The sequence below is a fragment of the Parabacteroides sp. 52 genome (assembly GCF_010500925.1).
Taxonomy (GTDB): domain Bacteria; phylum Bacteroidota; class Bacteroidia; order Bacteroidales; family Tannerellaceae; genus QVMG01.
This window is the reverse complement of sequence record NZ_QVMG01000001.1, coordinates 209,133-224,445: the sequence shown is the minus strand read 5'-3', so window position 1 is coordinate 224,445 and position 15,313 is coordinate 209,133. Positions and strand designations below refer to the sequence as shown.

Genomic DNA, 15,313 nt, shown 5'->3' with positions numbered 1-15,313 from the left:
ATATGAAGGCATTGATGTTTGGATGGGAGTTTCCTCCTCATATATTAGGAGGGTTAGGAACTGCGAGTTACGGCTTGACCCGGGGAATGGCTATGCAGCCGGATATGGAACTTGTCTTTTGTATTCCTAAGCCTTGGGGAGATGAGGATCAAAGTTTTCTGAAAATAATAGGAATGAACCATGTGCCCGTTGTGTGGAGAGATGCGGATTGGGAATATGTGAAACAACGCTATGGAAAGGTGAATATGAACCCGCAAAATTATTTTGATTTCCGGGATCGTATTTATGCCGATTTCAGTTATAGATATGTAAACGATCTGGGCTGTTTTGAATTCTCCGGACGTTATCCGGATAATTTATTAGAAGAGATAAATAATTATTCGATAGTGGCCGGTGTTGTCGCTCGTACAGAGTCCTTCGATGTGATTCATGCGCATGACTGGTTAACTTATCCGGCCGGTATTCATGCGAAGAACGTGAGTGGGAAACCTTTGGTGATTCATGTGCATGCGACGGATTATGACCGTAGCAGAGGCAATGTGAATCCCGATGTATATAATATAGAAAAGAATGGCATGGATAATGCCGATCATATCATTACGGTAAGTAATCTGACACGGCAAACAGTTATTGAAAAATATTACCAGGATCCGGCCAAGGTGACGACGGTGCATAATGCCGTAGAGCCCTTGAGTCCTGAAATTCTGGCTATCCCGGATAAGAAAGGGGTGAAGGATAAAATTATTACTTTCCTGGGGCGTATCACGATGCAAAAAGGACCGGAGTATTTTGTGGAAGCTGCCGCCAAGGTGTTGGCCAAAGCGCCGCATGCCCGTTTTGTGATGGCTGGAAGCGGGGATATGATGGATAAGATGATCCGCTTGGCTGCTGCACGTAATATTGCTGACCGGTTTCATTTTACGGGTTTTATGAAAGGTAAACAGGTCTATGAAATATTAAAATCCAGTGATGTGTATGTCATGCCATCTGTTTCTGAGCCTTTTGGTATTTCGCCGTTGGAGGCTATGCAATGTGGGGTTCCTTCGATTATATCCAAACAATCCGGTTGTGCAGAGATTTTGGATTATGCAGTCAAAGTGGATTATTGGGATATTGAAGCCATGGCAGACGCTATGTACTCCATTATTACTTATCCGGCCATGCATGCCTTCTTGCAAGAAGAAGGAAAGAAAGAAGTGGATAATATTAAATGGGAATATGCCGGACAAAAAGTGCGTCGAATATATGACCAGGTGATAAACAGATAAACGAAAAAGATAAAACACAACATAGATTATGAAAACAATATGCTTTTATTTTCAGATACACCAACCCTTCCGGTTGAAAAGATACCGTTTCTTTGATATAGGAAACGATCATTATTATTATGATGATTTTCAGAACGAAGAAATTATGCATCGCATAGCCGAACGTTGTTATCTGCCTGCCAATAGGGCAATCCTGGAGATGATCAAAACAAGCGGAGGCAAATTTAAAGTGGCCTTTTCCGTATCGGGAACCGCATTGGAGCAGATAGAGGTGTATGCTCCGGAGGTGATTGATAGTTTCAGGGAATTATATGCTACGGGGAATGTCGAATTTATGGCGGAAACTTATGCGCATTCACTTTCTTCCTTGGGAGATCCGGAAGAATTTAAAGATCAGGTGAAGCGACACGCAGATAAGATTTATTCGATGTTTGGAGCCAAACCCAAGGTGTTTCGTAATACGGAATTGATCTATTCAGATGATATTGCAGATCAAGTCTATCAATTAGGCTACAAAGGGATGTTGACGGAAGGGGCCAAACATATTCTCGGCTGGAAGAGTCCGAATTATGTGTATACGGCTTCTACGGAACCTCAATTGAAATTGTTATTAAAGAACGACCGGTTTAGTGAGGATCTTTCGATGCGTTTCAACAATTATACCTGGAGTGAATATCCTTTGACAGCCGATAAGTTTATGTCTTGGATAGCCTCTACACCGGAATCAGAGCAGATCATAAACCTTTTTATGAATTATGAGGTCTTGGGCTCTTTGCAACCGGCAGAATCAGGTATATTTGATTTCTTCAAGGCTTTGCCTCGTTTTGCGGCAGAGAAAGGCATTTCTTTTTCTACGCCTTCGGAGGTTTTCAAACTACTCAAACCGGTGGATGCTATTTCAGTTCCTTATCCTATGTCTTGGGTGGACGAAGAAAAGGATACCGGTTCCTGGATTGGTAATATCCTTCAGCAGGAAGCTTTCCGGAAGATAAATGATATCGGAGAACGGGTGCGCATGGTAGAGGACCGCCGTATCCGGCAGGACTGGAATTATCTGCAGAGCAGCGACCATTTTTATTATATGAATACACGGCATCCGGGAGGAGGTTTCAGTCCGTATGATAATCCGTATGATGCGTTTAATAATTATATGAATGTCTTGTCTGATTTTATCCTGCGCGTAAATGCTCAGTTCCCGGAAACAATCGATAATGAAGAGCTTAACTCTCTTTTGACAACGATCAGGAATCAGGGAGAAGAGATCGAAGAATTGCACAAAGAAATTGCTAAACTCAAAAAGAAAATAGCGAAAACAAAAGCTTGAAAAAAGGGAATAAAAAAAGACTATCCGGTTGGGATAGTCTTTTTTTTATTATAAAAATGTCTGATTATTCTGTTCTTCCGTACTTACTGGATGTTATGATAAGTTGTGTCTTTTCATCTTCTATCCGTACTTTCAATCCGGAAGGCATCAGGTAATTCCGGATTGATGTGTATCCGTAATAATTTGATGTGTATTTTACAGGCACAACAACCAGGCGTAAGTCTTCATCCGGAGCTTTTTCAATTTGCTCTTTCAATACACTGGCTATGTTATAAAAGGAATAAGTTCTGTCATTGCTGTAAGTAGCCAGGAAAGAAGTTTTACCATCGTGTATTTTATTTTCTTCAAAGAAAGTCTTTACCGAATCTTCCGGTAGAAGTAACAGGCCGGGAGGCACTTCTAAGGAAAAGTCATAATCGTCTTGCGGCATTACATATAGTTTCAACGGCATATTGTTTAGTATATGCCCTTCTACCTTAGGGGCTATTTCTTTGGATGGAATAACAATATGGGTACAAACACCTGCAGGTGATTTGATATAAGTATATTCCTCATTCGGTTTAATCAGCTCCTCCATATTGTTGTTTACACATCTGTTTAGCTGAATAATCTCACTGGTCGTATTAAATGTTTCTACCGTACCTACGATAGAATCCTGATCAGCGCTTCCTTTTATTGTACATTTATAGTAGATGTTCAAATAGGTAGAATACACATTGAGTATGCTTCCGGTACCGAAGGTATTGGTAATGTATACTCCCGGGAAGAATTCGTTGAAAGCCTCCTGGCTGGCAAAAGATGCCGGGTTATTTATAGTCTCTTCATAAAATTTTTGTCCCAACTCTTTCGGCAGTCGAATGGTGACATTCGAATTGTACATGATATCATAGCCATTACTGTCTGTCTGGTACCTGATAGAATCCGGAACGGTTTTGTCAAAAGCCGTATAGGTTTGCATCCCCCAACTCGTATTCATATCACAAAAATCCGAAGGATTGATGTTGGTGTAATAGTTTTTTGTCAATGGAGTAGTGACCGGGTATACCTGTGCCCGCATAGGAGCTAAAGAGTCGCCTGACCAGGTATCGTAATAAACAATAAGATCTACCGAGTCTATCTTACCATCCAACGGTTCTTTTCTAAATTGAAATCCCTCCGGACAATAAAATTGACAGATATAATCGGCGATTAATGTGCCGAATGAGGGGTCGTATAATTCCCCCAGAAGTCCCGTGTCTGACTTGGCATACACTGCGTCCACCAAAATGGTAGAGGCATCAAATTTAAAAGTATCGACAAATACGGAGATTTTGTCTTCGTCACCTTGAATACTCGTTCCAACCTGACTCAAATCATCATTACAACCGCCCAGTATACCACCTACCAGGCAAAGTCCAAGTATTAAGCGTTTCATGTTCATCTTTAAATTACTGCTTGGATTCTAAAACTGTATCATAAAAAGCATTGAATGCTTCAATGTAAGTGTCTGCAGATTGATAAGAAAGGAAAGGAATCCCCTTCTTTGTTGCATATTCCATTAACTCAGGGTGAATGGTTTCACTCCCCTGAATTACACCATCGGCAAAGTCGACAGCCATTTTGGTCAGACCGACAAAGCTTGTATCATTCTTTAAATCTTTCACATCTTCTTCTTTCGCTCCATCCATTTTTAGTTTATCAGGAAACTCTTTGCGGAAGGGCGTTTGAAAGTCATCATCATAAATGGAATAGACTATCTTGGCATCTTTTAGGCAAGGATCATCGGCGTACATGCGTTTGATATAAAGAGCGGTAGGGGCAGAGATCCAACCATGGCAATGGATGATATCCGGAATCCAACGTAATTTTTTTACAGTTTCCAATACCCCTCTCACATAAAATATGGAACGATCGTCGTTGTCTTCATATTCTTTACCTTCATCGTCTTGTATGGTGTTTTTTCTGTGAAAGAAATCATCATTGTCGATAAAGTAAACCTGCATACGCGCAGATTGAATGGAAGCAACCTTTATAATCAGAGGGTGGTCAGTGTCATCAATGATCAAGTTCATGCCGGAAAGACGAATCACTTCGTGCAGTTGATTGCGTCGTTCGTTGATGTTACCGAATTTGGGCATAAATGTTCTGATTTCGCGACCATGTTCCTGTATGCCTTGTGGAAGGTTTCTGCAGATTGTCGCAATCTCTGATTCAGGAAGATAAGGAGTGATTTCTTGTGCTATAAACAAGATTTTTTTTGCATCCATTCTATACGTTCATTTTGTAAAAACGGTACAAAGATAATAAAATTCTTTCATTTACCGTAATTATTTATTTGCTTTGCACCTTCATTTAAGCATCTTTCAGATGAAACAGATACATACGCGCGACGATCTTAAGGATTATTTGCAAAAGGAACGACAACTTAACAAAACTATAGGATTTGTTCCTACTATGGGGGCCTTACATGCTGGTCACCTCAGTTTAGTAAAAGCATGTGTACAGGAGAATGATATTTGCCTAGTCAGTATCTTTGTTAATCCTACCCAGTTTAATAACAAACAAGACTTGGAGACATATCCGCGAACCTTAGAGGCAGATATCGCTTTGCTCGCCTCTGTGGGTTGTGATTCTGTCTTTATTCCTTCCGTCGAAGAGATGTATCCGACGGAAGATACACGCGTTTTTGAACTGGGGACTGTTGCCGAAGTGATGGAAGGTCTTCATCGGCCGGGGCATTTCAATGGGGTGGCCCAGATTGTCAGTAAACTGTTTTATGCTGTGGAGCCAGACAATGCTTACTTTGGTGAAAAAGACTTTCAACAGATAGCTGTTATTCGCGAAATGGTTAAACAATTGGATTTGCCTGTGAAGATTCATGCCTGTCCGATTCTTCGGGAGGCTGACGGTCTGGCTTTGAGCAGCAGAAATGTTCGATTATTACCGGAGCAGCGTCAAAAAGCACCCCTGATTGCACATACGTTAAAAGAAAGTACTAACTTTGTCCCCGAAAAAAGTGTGCAGGAGGTAATTGATTATGTTATTCATACCCTAAACAATGATCCTGTGATGCAGGTAGAATATTACGAGATAGTGGACGGGAATACGTTGAAATCAATTCATGAATGGTCAGATTCGGATTATGTGGTAGGATGTATTACCGTGTATTGCGGGCAGGTTCGATTGATTGATAATATTCAATATATACCCCGGATATAACCTCTCTTTTATAGGTATTAAACAAAGGTCTATTAATTCTTATAACAATGTTTATAGAAATAGTAAAATCAAAAATTCACCGGGTTACGGTTACGGAAGCGAATTTGAATTATATCGGCAGCATAACGATTGATGAAGATTTGATGGATGCCGCAAATCTGATTCCCAATGAGAAAGTGTTCATTGTCAACAATAATAATGGCGAACGCTTTGAGACATATGTAATTAAAGGCGAACGTGGCTCGGGTGTTGTTTGTCTCAATGGTGCGGCAGCTCGCAAAGTGCAACCTGGCGATGTGGTCATCATTATGGCTTATGCATTGATGGATTTTGAAGAAGCAAAAAGCTTTAAACCATCGGTGGTATTTCCGGATACAGCAACAAATAGATTGATTTAATGCATCGGTAGATTATACAAAACGAAACAGTATAAAAGCTCGCCGGTCATCAGGCGGGCTTTTTTTATGTTCACAGATAAATAACAGATTATGTATACAAATAAACAAATATGGAATGTCAGTTATCCTATTTTTCTGAGTTTGTTGGCTCAGAATGTAGTGAATGTGACGGATACGGCCTTTTTAGGAAGGGTCGGAGAGGTTGAATTGGGTGCTTCGGCTATGGGGGGGCTTTTTTATATATGTTGTTTTACAATTGCTTTTGGATTCAGTATCGGATCGCAGATTGTCATAGCTCGTCGCAATGGAGAACGGCGTTATACGGAAGTAGGGCCTGTGATGATACAGGGTGTTTTCTTTTTATTGGCAGTTGCAGCAGGAATGTTTGTGCTATCCCGTCTTTTTTCCGGTAATATTATGCGGGTCATGATCTCTTCTGACGTAATCTTGACTGCGACGGAAGAATTTTTGAATTGGCGTGTATTCGGCTTTTTCTTTTCTTTTATCAATGTAATGTTCCGCGCGCTTTTTATTGGTATTACGCGCACAAAGGTGTTGACATTGAATGCGGTTGTAATGGCAATAACTAACGTTATACTCGATTATCTTTTGATATTCGGTTATGGTGGATTTCCACAGATGGGAATAAAAGGAGCGGCAATTGCTTCTGTGGTCGCGGAAGCGGTAGCTACTCTTTTTCTCTTTGTATACACCCGTTTAACGGTGGACATAAAGAAGTATGGCCTTGACCACTTTGGCTCTTTTGACTTTCTTTTATTGAGGCGTGTATTGGGTATCTCTATTTATACGATGTTACAGTATTTTATTTCAATGAGCACCTTTTTTATGTTCTTTGTCATCGTGGAACGGTTGGGGCAGCGCGAATTGGCAGTGGCAAATATTGTTCGCAGCATTTATATTGTTATGTTTATTCCGGTTAACTCTTTGTCGACAACAGCCAATTCGTTTGTCAGTAATGCGATTGGTGCAGGTCATACAGATCAGGTGTTGGCTATTATTCGGAAAATCGCCCGTTTATCTTTCTTAATTATGGCAGCTTGTGTATTGATTGTTTGTCTTATTCCCGAAAAGATAATCTCTATCTACACCAATGATCCGACTTTGGTTGCGGCCTCCGTGCCTTCTTTGTATGTTATATCTGCAGCCATGTTGTTGAGTGCCGTTAGTAATGTCTTTTTTAATGGCGTTTCAGGGACCGGGAATACGCGTTCTGCTTTGGGGATGGAATTGGTTGTTCTCCTGTTCTACTGTGTTTACTTATATATAATAGGCATGATGTTCAAAATGCCGGTATATATTTGTTTTACGACGGAGATTATTTATTACTTCATTCTGATGATCTTTTGTGTCATTTATCTGAAAAAAGCTACATGGCAGAATAAGAAAATCTAATGAGAGTAGTTGGGGCTGATAGTGTGTGGATTCGAACATTTTTCTTACCTTTGCCACTTATTTAAAAGACGATAATAATAAATACACAGATATATTATGTTTGAGAATTTAAGCGAACGGTTAGACAGGTCGTTTAAGCTGTTGAAAGGGGAAGGTAAGATCACAGAAATCAATGTGGCAGAAACCCTGAAAGATGTACGTCGTGCTCTGCTGGATGCTGACGTAAACTACAAAGTAGCCAAGCAATTTACGGATACGGTAAAAGAAAAAGCATTAGGTCAAAATGTATTGACGGCGGTAAAGCCCAGCCAACTCATGGTGAAGATTGTCCATGACGAATTGGCTACTTTAATGGGAGGGGAGACTGTAGAGATCAATCTGCAGGGAAATCCTTCTATCATATTGATGTCTGGTTTGCAGGGTTCGGGTAAAACAACCTTTACTGGTAAACTGGCCAATATGTTGAAAACGAAAAAGGGTAAAAAACCTTTATTGGTTGCGGCTGACGTATATCGTCCGGCGGCAATCGAACAGTTGCATGTATTGGGCGAACAGATCGGTGTACCGGTTTATTCGGAAATTGAAAATAAAAATCCGGTTGAAATTGCGTTGAATGCCATTAAAGAGGCAAAGACCAAAGGCAATGACCTGGTGATTGTCGATACTGCAGGTCGCTTGGCTATTGATGAGCAGATGATGCAGGAGATCGCAGCCATCAAGAAGGCTGTTCAGCCAGATGAGACTTTATTCGTTGTGGATGCAATGACAGGGCAGGATGCTGTCAATACAGCGAAGGAATTTAATGAACGTTTGGATTTTGATGGTGTTGTCTTGACCAAATTGGATGGGGATACCCGTGGTGGTGCTGCTCTTTCTATTCGTACGGTGGTGGATAAGCCTATTAAGTTTGTCGGAACAGGCGAGAAAATGGATGCTTTGGATGTGTTCCACCCTTCCCGTATGGCAGACCGTATCTTGGGGATGGGAGATATTGTCTCTCTTGTAGAACGTGCTCAGGAACAATATGATGAAGAAGAAGCCAAACGTTTACAGAAGAAGATTGCTAAGAATCAGTTTGACTTTAATGATTTTATCGGACAGATTCATCAGATCAAGAAGATGGGTAATCTGAAAGAGTTGGCTTCTATGATCCCGGGAGTAGGAAAGGCCTTAAAGGATATTGATGTAAATGATGACGCTTTTAAAAATATTGAAGCCATTATTTATTCCATGACCCCGTCCGAACGTTCCAATCCGGCAATATTGAATGGTTCGCGAAGGGCACGTATTGCCAAAGGAAGTGGGACTACCGTGACGGAGGTAAATAAACTGATCAAACAGTTTGACGAGACACGGAAAATGATGCGTATGTTAACGACTGCCAAACCAGGAGGTAAAAAGCTCCCGAGTTTCAGAAGATAATAAATTAAAAAATAATATATAAATGAAGACACAAAGAGTACGAAGTCTGAATTCTTTCCTCGTACTTTTTGTGTCTTTTTTGTTTATACTAAAAGAATAAGATTTATGGAAGAACAGTTCAAGTTATTAGATGGAAAAGCTGTTTCTGCTCAGATGAAACAGGAGATGGCTGATGAAGTTGCTCAGATCAAAGCCAATGGAGGCAAAATACCTCATTTGGCAGCTATCCTGGTGGGTCATGACGGGGGAAGTGAAACCTATGTGGCCAGCAAGGTAAAAACCTGTGAAGAGATCGGTTTTAAATCCTCTCTGATCCGTTATGAAGAAGATGTGACAGAAGAAGAACTGTTGCAAAAAGTGGATGAATTGAATAATGACCCGGATGTAGATGGGTTTATTGTGCAACTCCCTTTGCCGGGGCATATATCAGAGCAGAAAATCATTGAAGCGATTGATTACCGCAAAGATGTAGATGGCTTCCATCCGATCAATGTAGGGCGTATGTCTATCGGATTACCTTGTTTTGTGTCCGCTACACCGGCCGGTATTCTTGAACTGTTGAAGCGTTATGAGATAGAAACAAAAGGAAAACATTGTGTTGTATTGGGGCGCAGTAATATTGTGGGTAAACCCATGGCAATGTTGATGATGCAAAAGAATTATCCGGGTGATTGTACGGTAACCGTTTGCCATAGCCGTTCCAAGAACCTGAAAGAAATGTGCTTAAGTGCCGATATTATCATTGTTGCATTAGGGGTGCCGGAATTTTTAAAAGCGGATATGGTTAAAGAAGGGGCTGTTATTGTTGATGTCGGCACCACCCGTATGCCAAGTAGTGTGACTAAAAGTGGATATAAACTAACCGGAGATGTGCGTTTCGATGAAGTATCTCCCAAATGCGCTTATATCACCCCTGTTCCGGGTGGAGTAGGGCCTATGACTATTATTTCTCTGATGCGTAATACTCTGCTTGCGGGAAAGAAAGAAATTTATAAATAATTTTCTTTTTTCGTTGTAAAAATATTGCAACATTCGAAATAATATCTATCTTTGCACCGTCTTAATCAGAAAGACACTTTTTGATAAGATAATATGGTGATTGTAGCTCAGTTGGTTAGAGCATTGGATTGTGGTTCCAAGGGTCGCGGGTTCGAATCCCGTCTTTCACCCTGAAACAAAAAAAGACTGTTTTCATATGAAAACAGTCTTTTTTGTTTTTAATCTACACCTTTATTTTATAGCTTCCCGGATGCGTGTCAGTTTACATAAAAGATCTTCTAATAGATCCAACTGCAGCATATTTGCGCCGTCCGATTTTGCTTTTGAGGGGTCCGGGTGGGTTTCAATGAAAAGGCCGTCTGTGCCTACTGCAATGGCTGCTTTGGCTATGGTTTCAATCAAGGTGGGTAAGCCGCCACTTACGCCGGATGTTTGATTCGGCTGTTGCAGGGAGTGGGTGACGTCCATGATGACAGGAAAACCGAATGTCTGCATTTGAGGAATGCCTCTGTAATCCACCACCAGGTCGGTGTAACCAAAAGTAGTTCCCCGTTCGGTTAACATCACCTGGGTATTGCCGGCATCAACGACCTTCTGTGCAGCAAATTGCATAGAAGCCGGAGAAAGAAACTGTCCTTTTTTGATATTGACTATTTTCCCCGTTTGTGCGGCTGCGATTAACAGCTCAGTTTGCCTGCACAGGAAAGCTGGTATTTGCAATACATCCACATATTCGGCAGCCATGGCTGCTTCCTGGTTTTCGTGAATGTCTGTAACAGTGGGGATATGAAATGTTTCGTTTACCTTACGAAGTATTTTCAATGCTTTTTCATCTCCTATGCCTGTAAAGGAATCTATCCGGGAGCGGTTTGCTTTGCGGTAGGAGCCTTTGAATATATAGGGGATTTGTAGTTTTTCAGTGATGCCGACTATCTTTTCGGCAATCCGAAGGGCCATCTCTTCTCCTTCTATTACGCAGGGACCGGCCATAAGGAAGAAGTTTTTATTCTTTTGTAAATCCTGTATTGTTATCATAGATCTATATATGTCAGATTTATTATTTATTTTGAAGTAATTCTTGTGTGATGGCAATCTTTTCATCTGTTGGAATAAGAGCGTCGATCCAGTGAATAACGGAACCTCTTCGTTCCATACCCCGGAACCAGGTCATTTGTCGTTTGGCAAACTGATGAATGGCGATCTCTAATTGGGAAACCATGGCTTCGTATGTAAGTTGTCCGGTTATATACAACGTGAGGTATTTATATTCCAGACCATAATAGATCAGGTCTTCCGGTTTTACACCTGTGTCCAGTATCTTTTGCACTTCTTCCACCATGCCTTCGTCCAGGCGTGCCCGCAAGCGCCGGGATATTTTCTCTCGACGCAACTCTCTTTCTACGTTTATGCCTATAATCAGACTGTGTATCGGGTCGTATTCATTGATTTCCGGTGCTTCTGTTTGATAGTATTCCTCTATTTCTATCGCCCGGATAGCCCGTTGTATTGTGTCTACATCGGTTTTATTGTGCAGCGTTTTGTAAGAGGATAAAATATGCGTAAGCTCCGGCAGTGTTTTGTCTTGCAGGGAGGCGCGCAGAGAAGGGTTTTGCGGTACGTCCAGAAGTTTATATCCTTTCAGAACAGCTTCGACATACATGCCTGTTCCTCCGCAGAGAATGGGTAGTTTGCCTTTTTGTGTGATTTCCTGGTAGGCTTGGAAAAAGGCGTGTTGATATTCAAATACATTGTATTTATACCCCGGATCGCAAATATCAATCAGGTGGTAAGGGATCTCTTTGCCTTGTACTGTATAATCCGCTAAATCCTTCCCCGTTCCGATATCCATCATTCGGTAGAGTTGGCGCGAATCGCCACTGATAATTTCAGTGTCCAGGTGATGGGCTAACGCGGCAGCAAAAGTGGTTTTGCCGGATGCCGTAGGTCCTATTATTGTTATCAACTGATATCCCATAACAGGAAACAAAGGTAATAAAAAAAGCCGCATCCCGAAGAATGCGGCTTTAAACTATATAATGCTATGATTATCCGTTTACTTTCTTCATGTAAGCGATCAATTCCAACACTTTGTTTGAATAACCCCATTCGTTGTCATACCAAGATACAACTTTTACGAATTTGTCAGTCAAAGCGATACCTGCTTTTGCGTCGAAGATAGAAGTACGAGCGTCACCGATAAAGTCAGCAGATACTACATCATCTTCAGTATAACCCAGGATACCTTTCAATTCGTTTTCAGAAGCAGCTTTCATAGCAGCTTTGATTTCTTCGTATGAAGCAGCTTTTGCCAGGTTCACTGTCAAGTCAACAACAGAAACGTCCAAAGTAGGAACGCGGAAAGCCATACCTGTCAATTTACCGTTCAGTTCAGGAATTACTTTACCTACAGCTTTAGCAGCACCGGTAGAAGAAGGGATGATGTTGCCAGCAGCAGCACGTCCACCTCTCCAGTCCTTGATAGAAGGACCGTCTACAGTTTTTTGAGTAGCTGTAGTAGCGTGTACTGTAGTCATCAAACCGTCAACGATACCGAATTTGTCATTCAATACTTTAGCGATAGGAGCCAAACAGTTTGTTGTACAAGAAGCATTAGAAACGAATTGAGTTCCTTTTACATAAGAATCTAAGTTCACACCGCAAACGAACATGGGGGTGTCATCTTTAGAAGGAGCAGACATTACTACATATTTTGCACCAGCGTCAACGTGAGCCTTTGCAGTATCTTTTGATAAGAATAAACCTGTAGATTCAACAACGTATTCAGCGCCAATAGCATCCCATTTCAAGTCTGCAGGATTTCTTTCTGCAGTGACACGGATTGAGTTACCGTTAACAACAAGGTTACCATCTTTAATGTCGATAGTACCATCAAATTGACCGTGAATCGTATCATATTTCAACATGTAAGCCATGTATTCAACACTGATCAAGTCGTTAATACCTACAACCTGAATGTCACTTCTTTTTTGAGCTGCACGGAAAACCAAGCGTCCGATACGGCCGAAACCGTTAATACCTACTTTAATCATTGTAATAAAACTTTTTATTGGTTTGTTTAAAAAAACTATTTATTTCTTAGCTAACAACCACAAGGAGTGGCGCATGAAATCATCAACACAAGCATTAATAAAAATGCTATTAGAAGAGCTATGTTACGTTTCATCTTGTCCATGATTTTTCGCATGCAAAGGTAATTATGTTTTTTATAAGTTGTTTACAATTGCAATGGAAAAATATGCCCTCTAACATAAATTAATGGTAGAAATTATTGTTTTTTCTTCTTCCTCCCGGAAAAAAGGCGGCCGATTAGTTTTTTTATTCCTTTGATACTCCAGCTGACTAAAAGAGGTTGTATCATACTGAAGACCATAGGTAGCGTGTCTTTCTTCGTTCCCAAAGAGGAAGAGAAACTGCCCAAAACCGTATGAATGAATGTGGAAGAGAGGGATGTGGCAGGAGAGGAGGAGGCTGTGGATGATTTTCCGGAGAAAAGGGAGGAGGTAACCTCGTGAATGACTAATTTGCCTGCATTCTTTTGTAAATAATGGAGATTCCCGTTGAAGCGGCTTTCCACTATGTCACACTCATGTCGGATGCGCGTTTTATTGTAATTCAGCTTTTCTATCGGCGTCATTTTTCTTTCCATAGCCTGTTTCTTTTTGATTCTCATTATCCCCACCGTCTAAGGTCTCAATGATAATGTTCATCACTTTTGTCGTAAGACTTTTCTTATATATGATAACGATTCCTATTATAATCAGATAGATACCGCCTACAATGGCAAAACCTGCACTTGTTGAGTCTAGCCAATGTCCTAACTGTACCCCCAATGCCAAAAACAAAAAGAGAGTCGCTAAAAAAGCAAGAAAGAGTAAAACCAATGCATAGGAGAGTAGGCCGACTATTTTGCCGGCCCTCTCGTATGTATTTAGTTTGAGAAGTTCAAATTTTAACTCCGCATATGCTGAAACATCTTTTTTCAGCTCTGTGAAGATTTGTCCTAAATCTTTTTCCATATCCCAGTTTATTCGGATAGGGTACCCTGAGCCGCTTTCACTGCTTCGTCTTTGCCTTCTTTGACAGCCCTGAGAGCTTCCTGCCCTGTTTCTTTGGCTTTTGCAACGGCAGAGTTAAATCCTTCTTTTGCTTTACCTGCCATATCTTTCAACTCTTCCAGTAACTCTTCCCCTTTATCGGAAGCAACCAGATAACCTACCGCTGCACCTACCGCAATGCCAATAGCAAGACCTACTAATAATTTTGAATCTGAAGTTTTCATAATCTGCAACATTTTAAAAGTTTATACTAAGATAACGAGTTTGAGGTGTGGATGGTTTAAACCTATACCACCTTTTATGCTTAATTAATATTTTTGTGTCCGGATCGCTACCCATTGATGTTTTTGGGCAACAGCGAGAAGGCGCAACTGATGACGCTGGCATTCGGCTTCTATCAAGGGGATGTCTTCTTCGTAGAATCCACTCATAAAGAGGAGCCCCTCTTTTTCCATATGATCGGCATACAAATGCATATCGTTTAGAAGAATATTGCGGTTGATATTGGCAAAAATGATATCGAAAGAGGCAGAGGCGGGTATTTGTTCTGCTCCGCCTAAGATCACTTCGATGTCTTCCGTATCGTTCAAGCGGATATTCTCCAAGGCATTATCATAGGCCCATTCGTCGATGTCTATGGCAACGACCCGTTGGGCACCTTTCAGGCGGGCGAGTATGGCCAGGACGGCAGTGCCGCAGCCCATGTCGAGTACCCTTTTACCTTGCAAATCGAGTGGCAACATCTCATGGATCATCAGATAGGTCGTCTCGTGATTACCTGTGCCGAAAGCCATTTTCGGGTCGATAGTAATCGGATACGTATATCCCGGTTCTTCGGGATGAAACGACGCACGGATGATGCAGTCTTTCCCGATCCGGATAGGTTTGAAATAATTCTTTTCCCATTCTTCATTCCAATCCTGGCCTTCGATCATTTCCGCTTCGTACCGGATCTCCACCCCTTCCAAAGGAAAGGCGGCAAGCTTTTTATCTAATGCCGGCTGATTATATTCTTTTTGAGCGATATAGGCTGTCAATCCCTTTTCGTGGGTTGTGAAACTTTCAAATCCGATCTCTCCCAACTCCGCAGCTAAGATGTCGTTGATGATTTCCAATTCTAAAGGGGATATATAAGTAAATGTAACTTCCTGGTAATTCATTCTATTTGTTTCTGTTTACAGATATTATTTCTTTTACAAATATACAAAAATCTCA

General features: G+C 41.1%; 16 protein-coding genes and 1 tRNA gene. 8 read left to right on the top strand and 9 right to left on the bottom strand.

What is annotated here, in order from left to right; all coding sequences use genetic code 11:
• The first annotated feature begins 2 nt into the window (after positions 1-2).
• Positions 3-1,268, top strand: coding sequence for a glycosyltransferase family 4 protein (locus D0T51_RS00930; RefSeq protein ID WP_163723973.1), 1,266 nt, complete (start codon positions 3-5; stop codon positions 1,266-1,268).
• Between the two features lie 28 nt (positions 1,269-1,296).
• A complete protein-coding gene (locus D0T51_RS00925; RefSeq protein ID WP_163723971.1) occupies positions 1,297-2,592 on the top strand; it encodes a glycoside hydrolase family 57 protein in 1,296 nt (431 codons plus the stop codon).
• Between the two features lie 64 nt (positions 2,593-2,656).
• Here the strand turns inward: D0T51_RS00925 and D0T51_RS00920 are convergent, their stop codons facing one another.
• A complete protein-coding gene (locus D0T51_RS00920) occupies positions 2,657-4,006 on the bottom strand; it encodes a DUF4270 domain-containing protein (protein ID WP_306439038.1) in 1,350 nt (449 codons plus the stop codon).
• A gap of 13 nt (positions 4,007-4,019) precedes the next feature.
• Positions 4,020-4,838: a glycogen/starch synthase gene (locus D0T51_RS00915; RefSeq protein WP_163723966.1), complete on the bottom strand. Its 819-nt coding sequence runs from the start codon at positions 4,836-4,838 to the stop codon at positions 4,020-4,022.
• A 100-nt stretch (positions 4,839-4,938) separates the two neighbouring features.
• On the opposite strand from D0T51_RS00915, the gene panC reads away from it, so the two are divergent.
• The 6 genes from panC to D0T51_RS00885 all read left to right on the top strand — a co-directional run bounded on the left by panC (position 4,939) and on the right by D0T51_RS00885 (position 10,193).
• On the top strand, positions 4,939-5,790 hold the full coding sequence (gene panC, locus D0T51_RS00910; protein WP_163723965.1) for a pantoate--beta-alanine ligase: 852 nt from the start codon (positions 4,939-4,941) through the stop codon (positions 5,788-5,790).
• 47 nt (positions 5,791-5,837) lie between these two features.
• Positions 5,838-6,188: an aspartate 1-decarboxylase gene (gene panD / locus D0T51_RS00905; protein ID WP_163723963.1), complete on the top strand. Its 351-nt coding sequence runs from the start codon at positions 5,838-5,840 to the stop codon at positions 6,186-6,188.
• Positions 6,189-6,278: 90 nt separating this feature from the next.
• Positions 6,279-7,601 (top strand): MATE family efflux transporter, encoded by a 1,323-nt coding sequence (locus D0T51_RS00900; protein WP_163723962.1) that lies wholly within the window; start codon positions 6,279-6,281, stop codon positions 7,599-7,601.
• 96 nt (positions 7,602-7,697) lie between these two features.
• On the top strand, positions 7,698-9,023 hold the full coding sequence (gene ffh / locus D0T51_RS00895) for a signal recognition particle protein (protein ID WP_163723960.1): 1,326 nt from the start codon (positions 7,698-7,700) through the stop codon (positions 9,021-9,023).
• Between the two features lie 105 nt (positions 9,024-9,128).
• Entirely contained in the window at positions 9,129-10,022 is an 894-nt protein-coding gene (gene folD / locus D0T51_RS00890; protein ID WP_163723958.1) for a bifunctional methylenetetrahydrofolate dehydrogenase/methenyltetrahydrofolate cyclohydrolase FolD, read from the top strand.
• Positions 10,023-10,117: 95 nt separating this feature from the next.
• Positions 10,118-10,193 (top strand) — tRNA-His (locus D0T51_RS00885).
• A 60-nt stretch (positions 10,194-10,253) separates the two neighbouring features.
• Here the strand turns inward: D0T51_RS00885 and kdsA are convergent.
• The 7 genes from kdsA to prmA all read right to left on the bottom strand — a co-directional run bounded on the left by kdsA (position 10,254) and on the right by prmA (position 15,258).
• Positions 10,254-11,057, bottom strand: coding sequence for a 3-deoxy-8-phosphooctulonate synthase (gene kdsA / locus D0T51_RS00880; protein ID WP_163723956.1), 804 nt, complete (start codon positions 11,055-11,057; stop codon positions 10,254-10,256).
• 22 nt (positions 11,058-11,079) lie between these two features.
• A complete protein-coding gene (gene miaA, locus D0T51_RS00875) occupies positions 11,080-11,997 on the bottom strand; it encodes a tRNA (adenosine(37)-N6)-dimethylallyltransferase MiaA (RefSeq protein WP_203583299.1) in 918 nt (305 codons plus the stop codon).
• A gap of 70 nt (positions 11,998-12,067) precedes the next feature.
• On the bottom strand, positions 12,068-13,072 hold the full coding sequence (gene gap, locus D0T51_RS00870; protein ID WP_163723952.1) for a type I glyceraldehyde-3-phosphate dehydrogenase: 1,005 nt from the start codon (positions 13,070-13,072) through the stop codon (positions 12,068-12,070).
• A gap of 236 nt (positions 13,073-13,308) precedes the next feature.
• The gene (locus tag D0T51_RS00865; RefSeq protein ID WP_163723950.1) at positions 13,309-13,689 is read right to left on the bottom strand and encodes a hypothetical protein; all 381 of its coding nucleotides are present in this window, start codon (positions 13,687-13,689) and stop codon (positions 13,309-13,311) included.
• A complete protein-coding gene (locus D0T51_RS00860) occupies positions 13,646-14,059 on the bottom strand; it encodes a phage holin family protein (RefSeq protein ID WP_163723948.1) in 414 nt (137 codons plus the stop codon). Before D0T51_RS00860 ends, D0T51_RS00865 begins: the two co-directional genes overlap by 44 nt.
• Positions 14,060-14,067: 8 nt before the next feature.
• A complete protein-coding gene (locus tag D0T51_RS00855; protein WP_163723946.1) occupies positions 14,068-14,322 on the bottom strand; it encodes a YtxH domain-containing protein in 255 nt (84 codons plus the stop codon).
• An 84-nt stretch (positions 14,323-14,406) separates the two neighbouring features.
• A complete protein-coding gene (gene prmA, locus D0T51_RS00850) occupies positions 14,407-15,258 on the bottom strand; it encodes a 50S ribosomal protein L11 methyltransferase (protein ID WP_163723944.1) in 852 nt (283 codons plus the stop codon).
• Between the last annotated feature and the right edge of the window lie 55 nt (positions 15,259-15,313).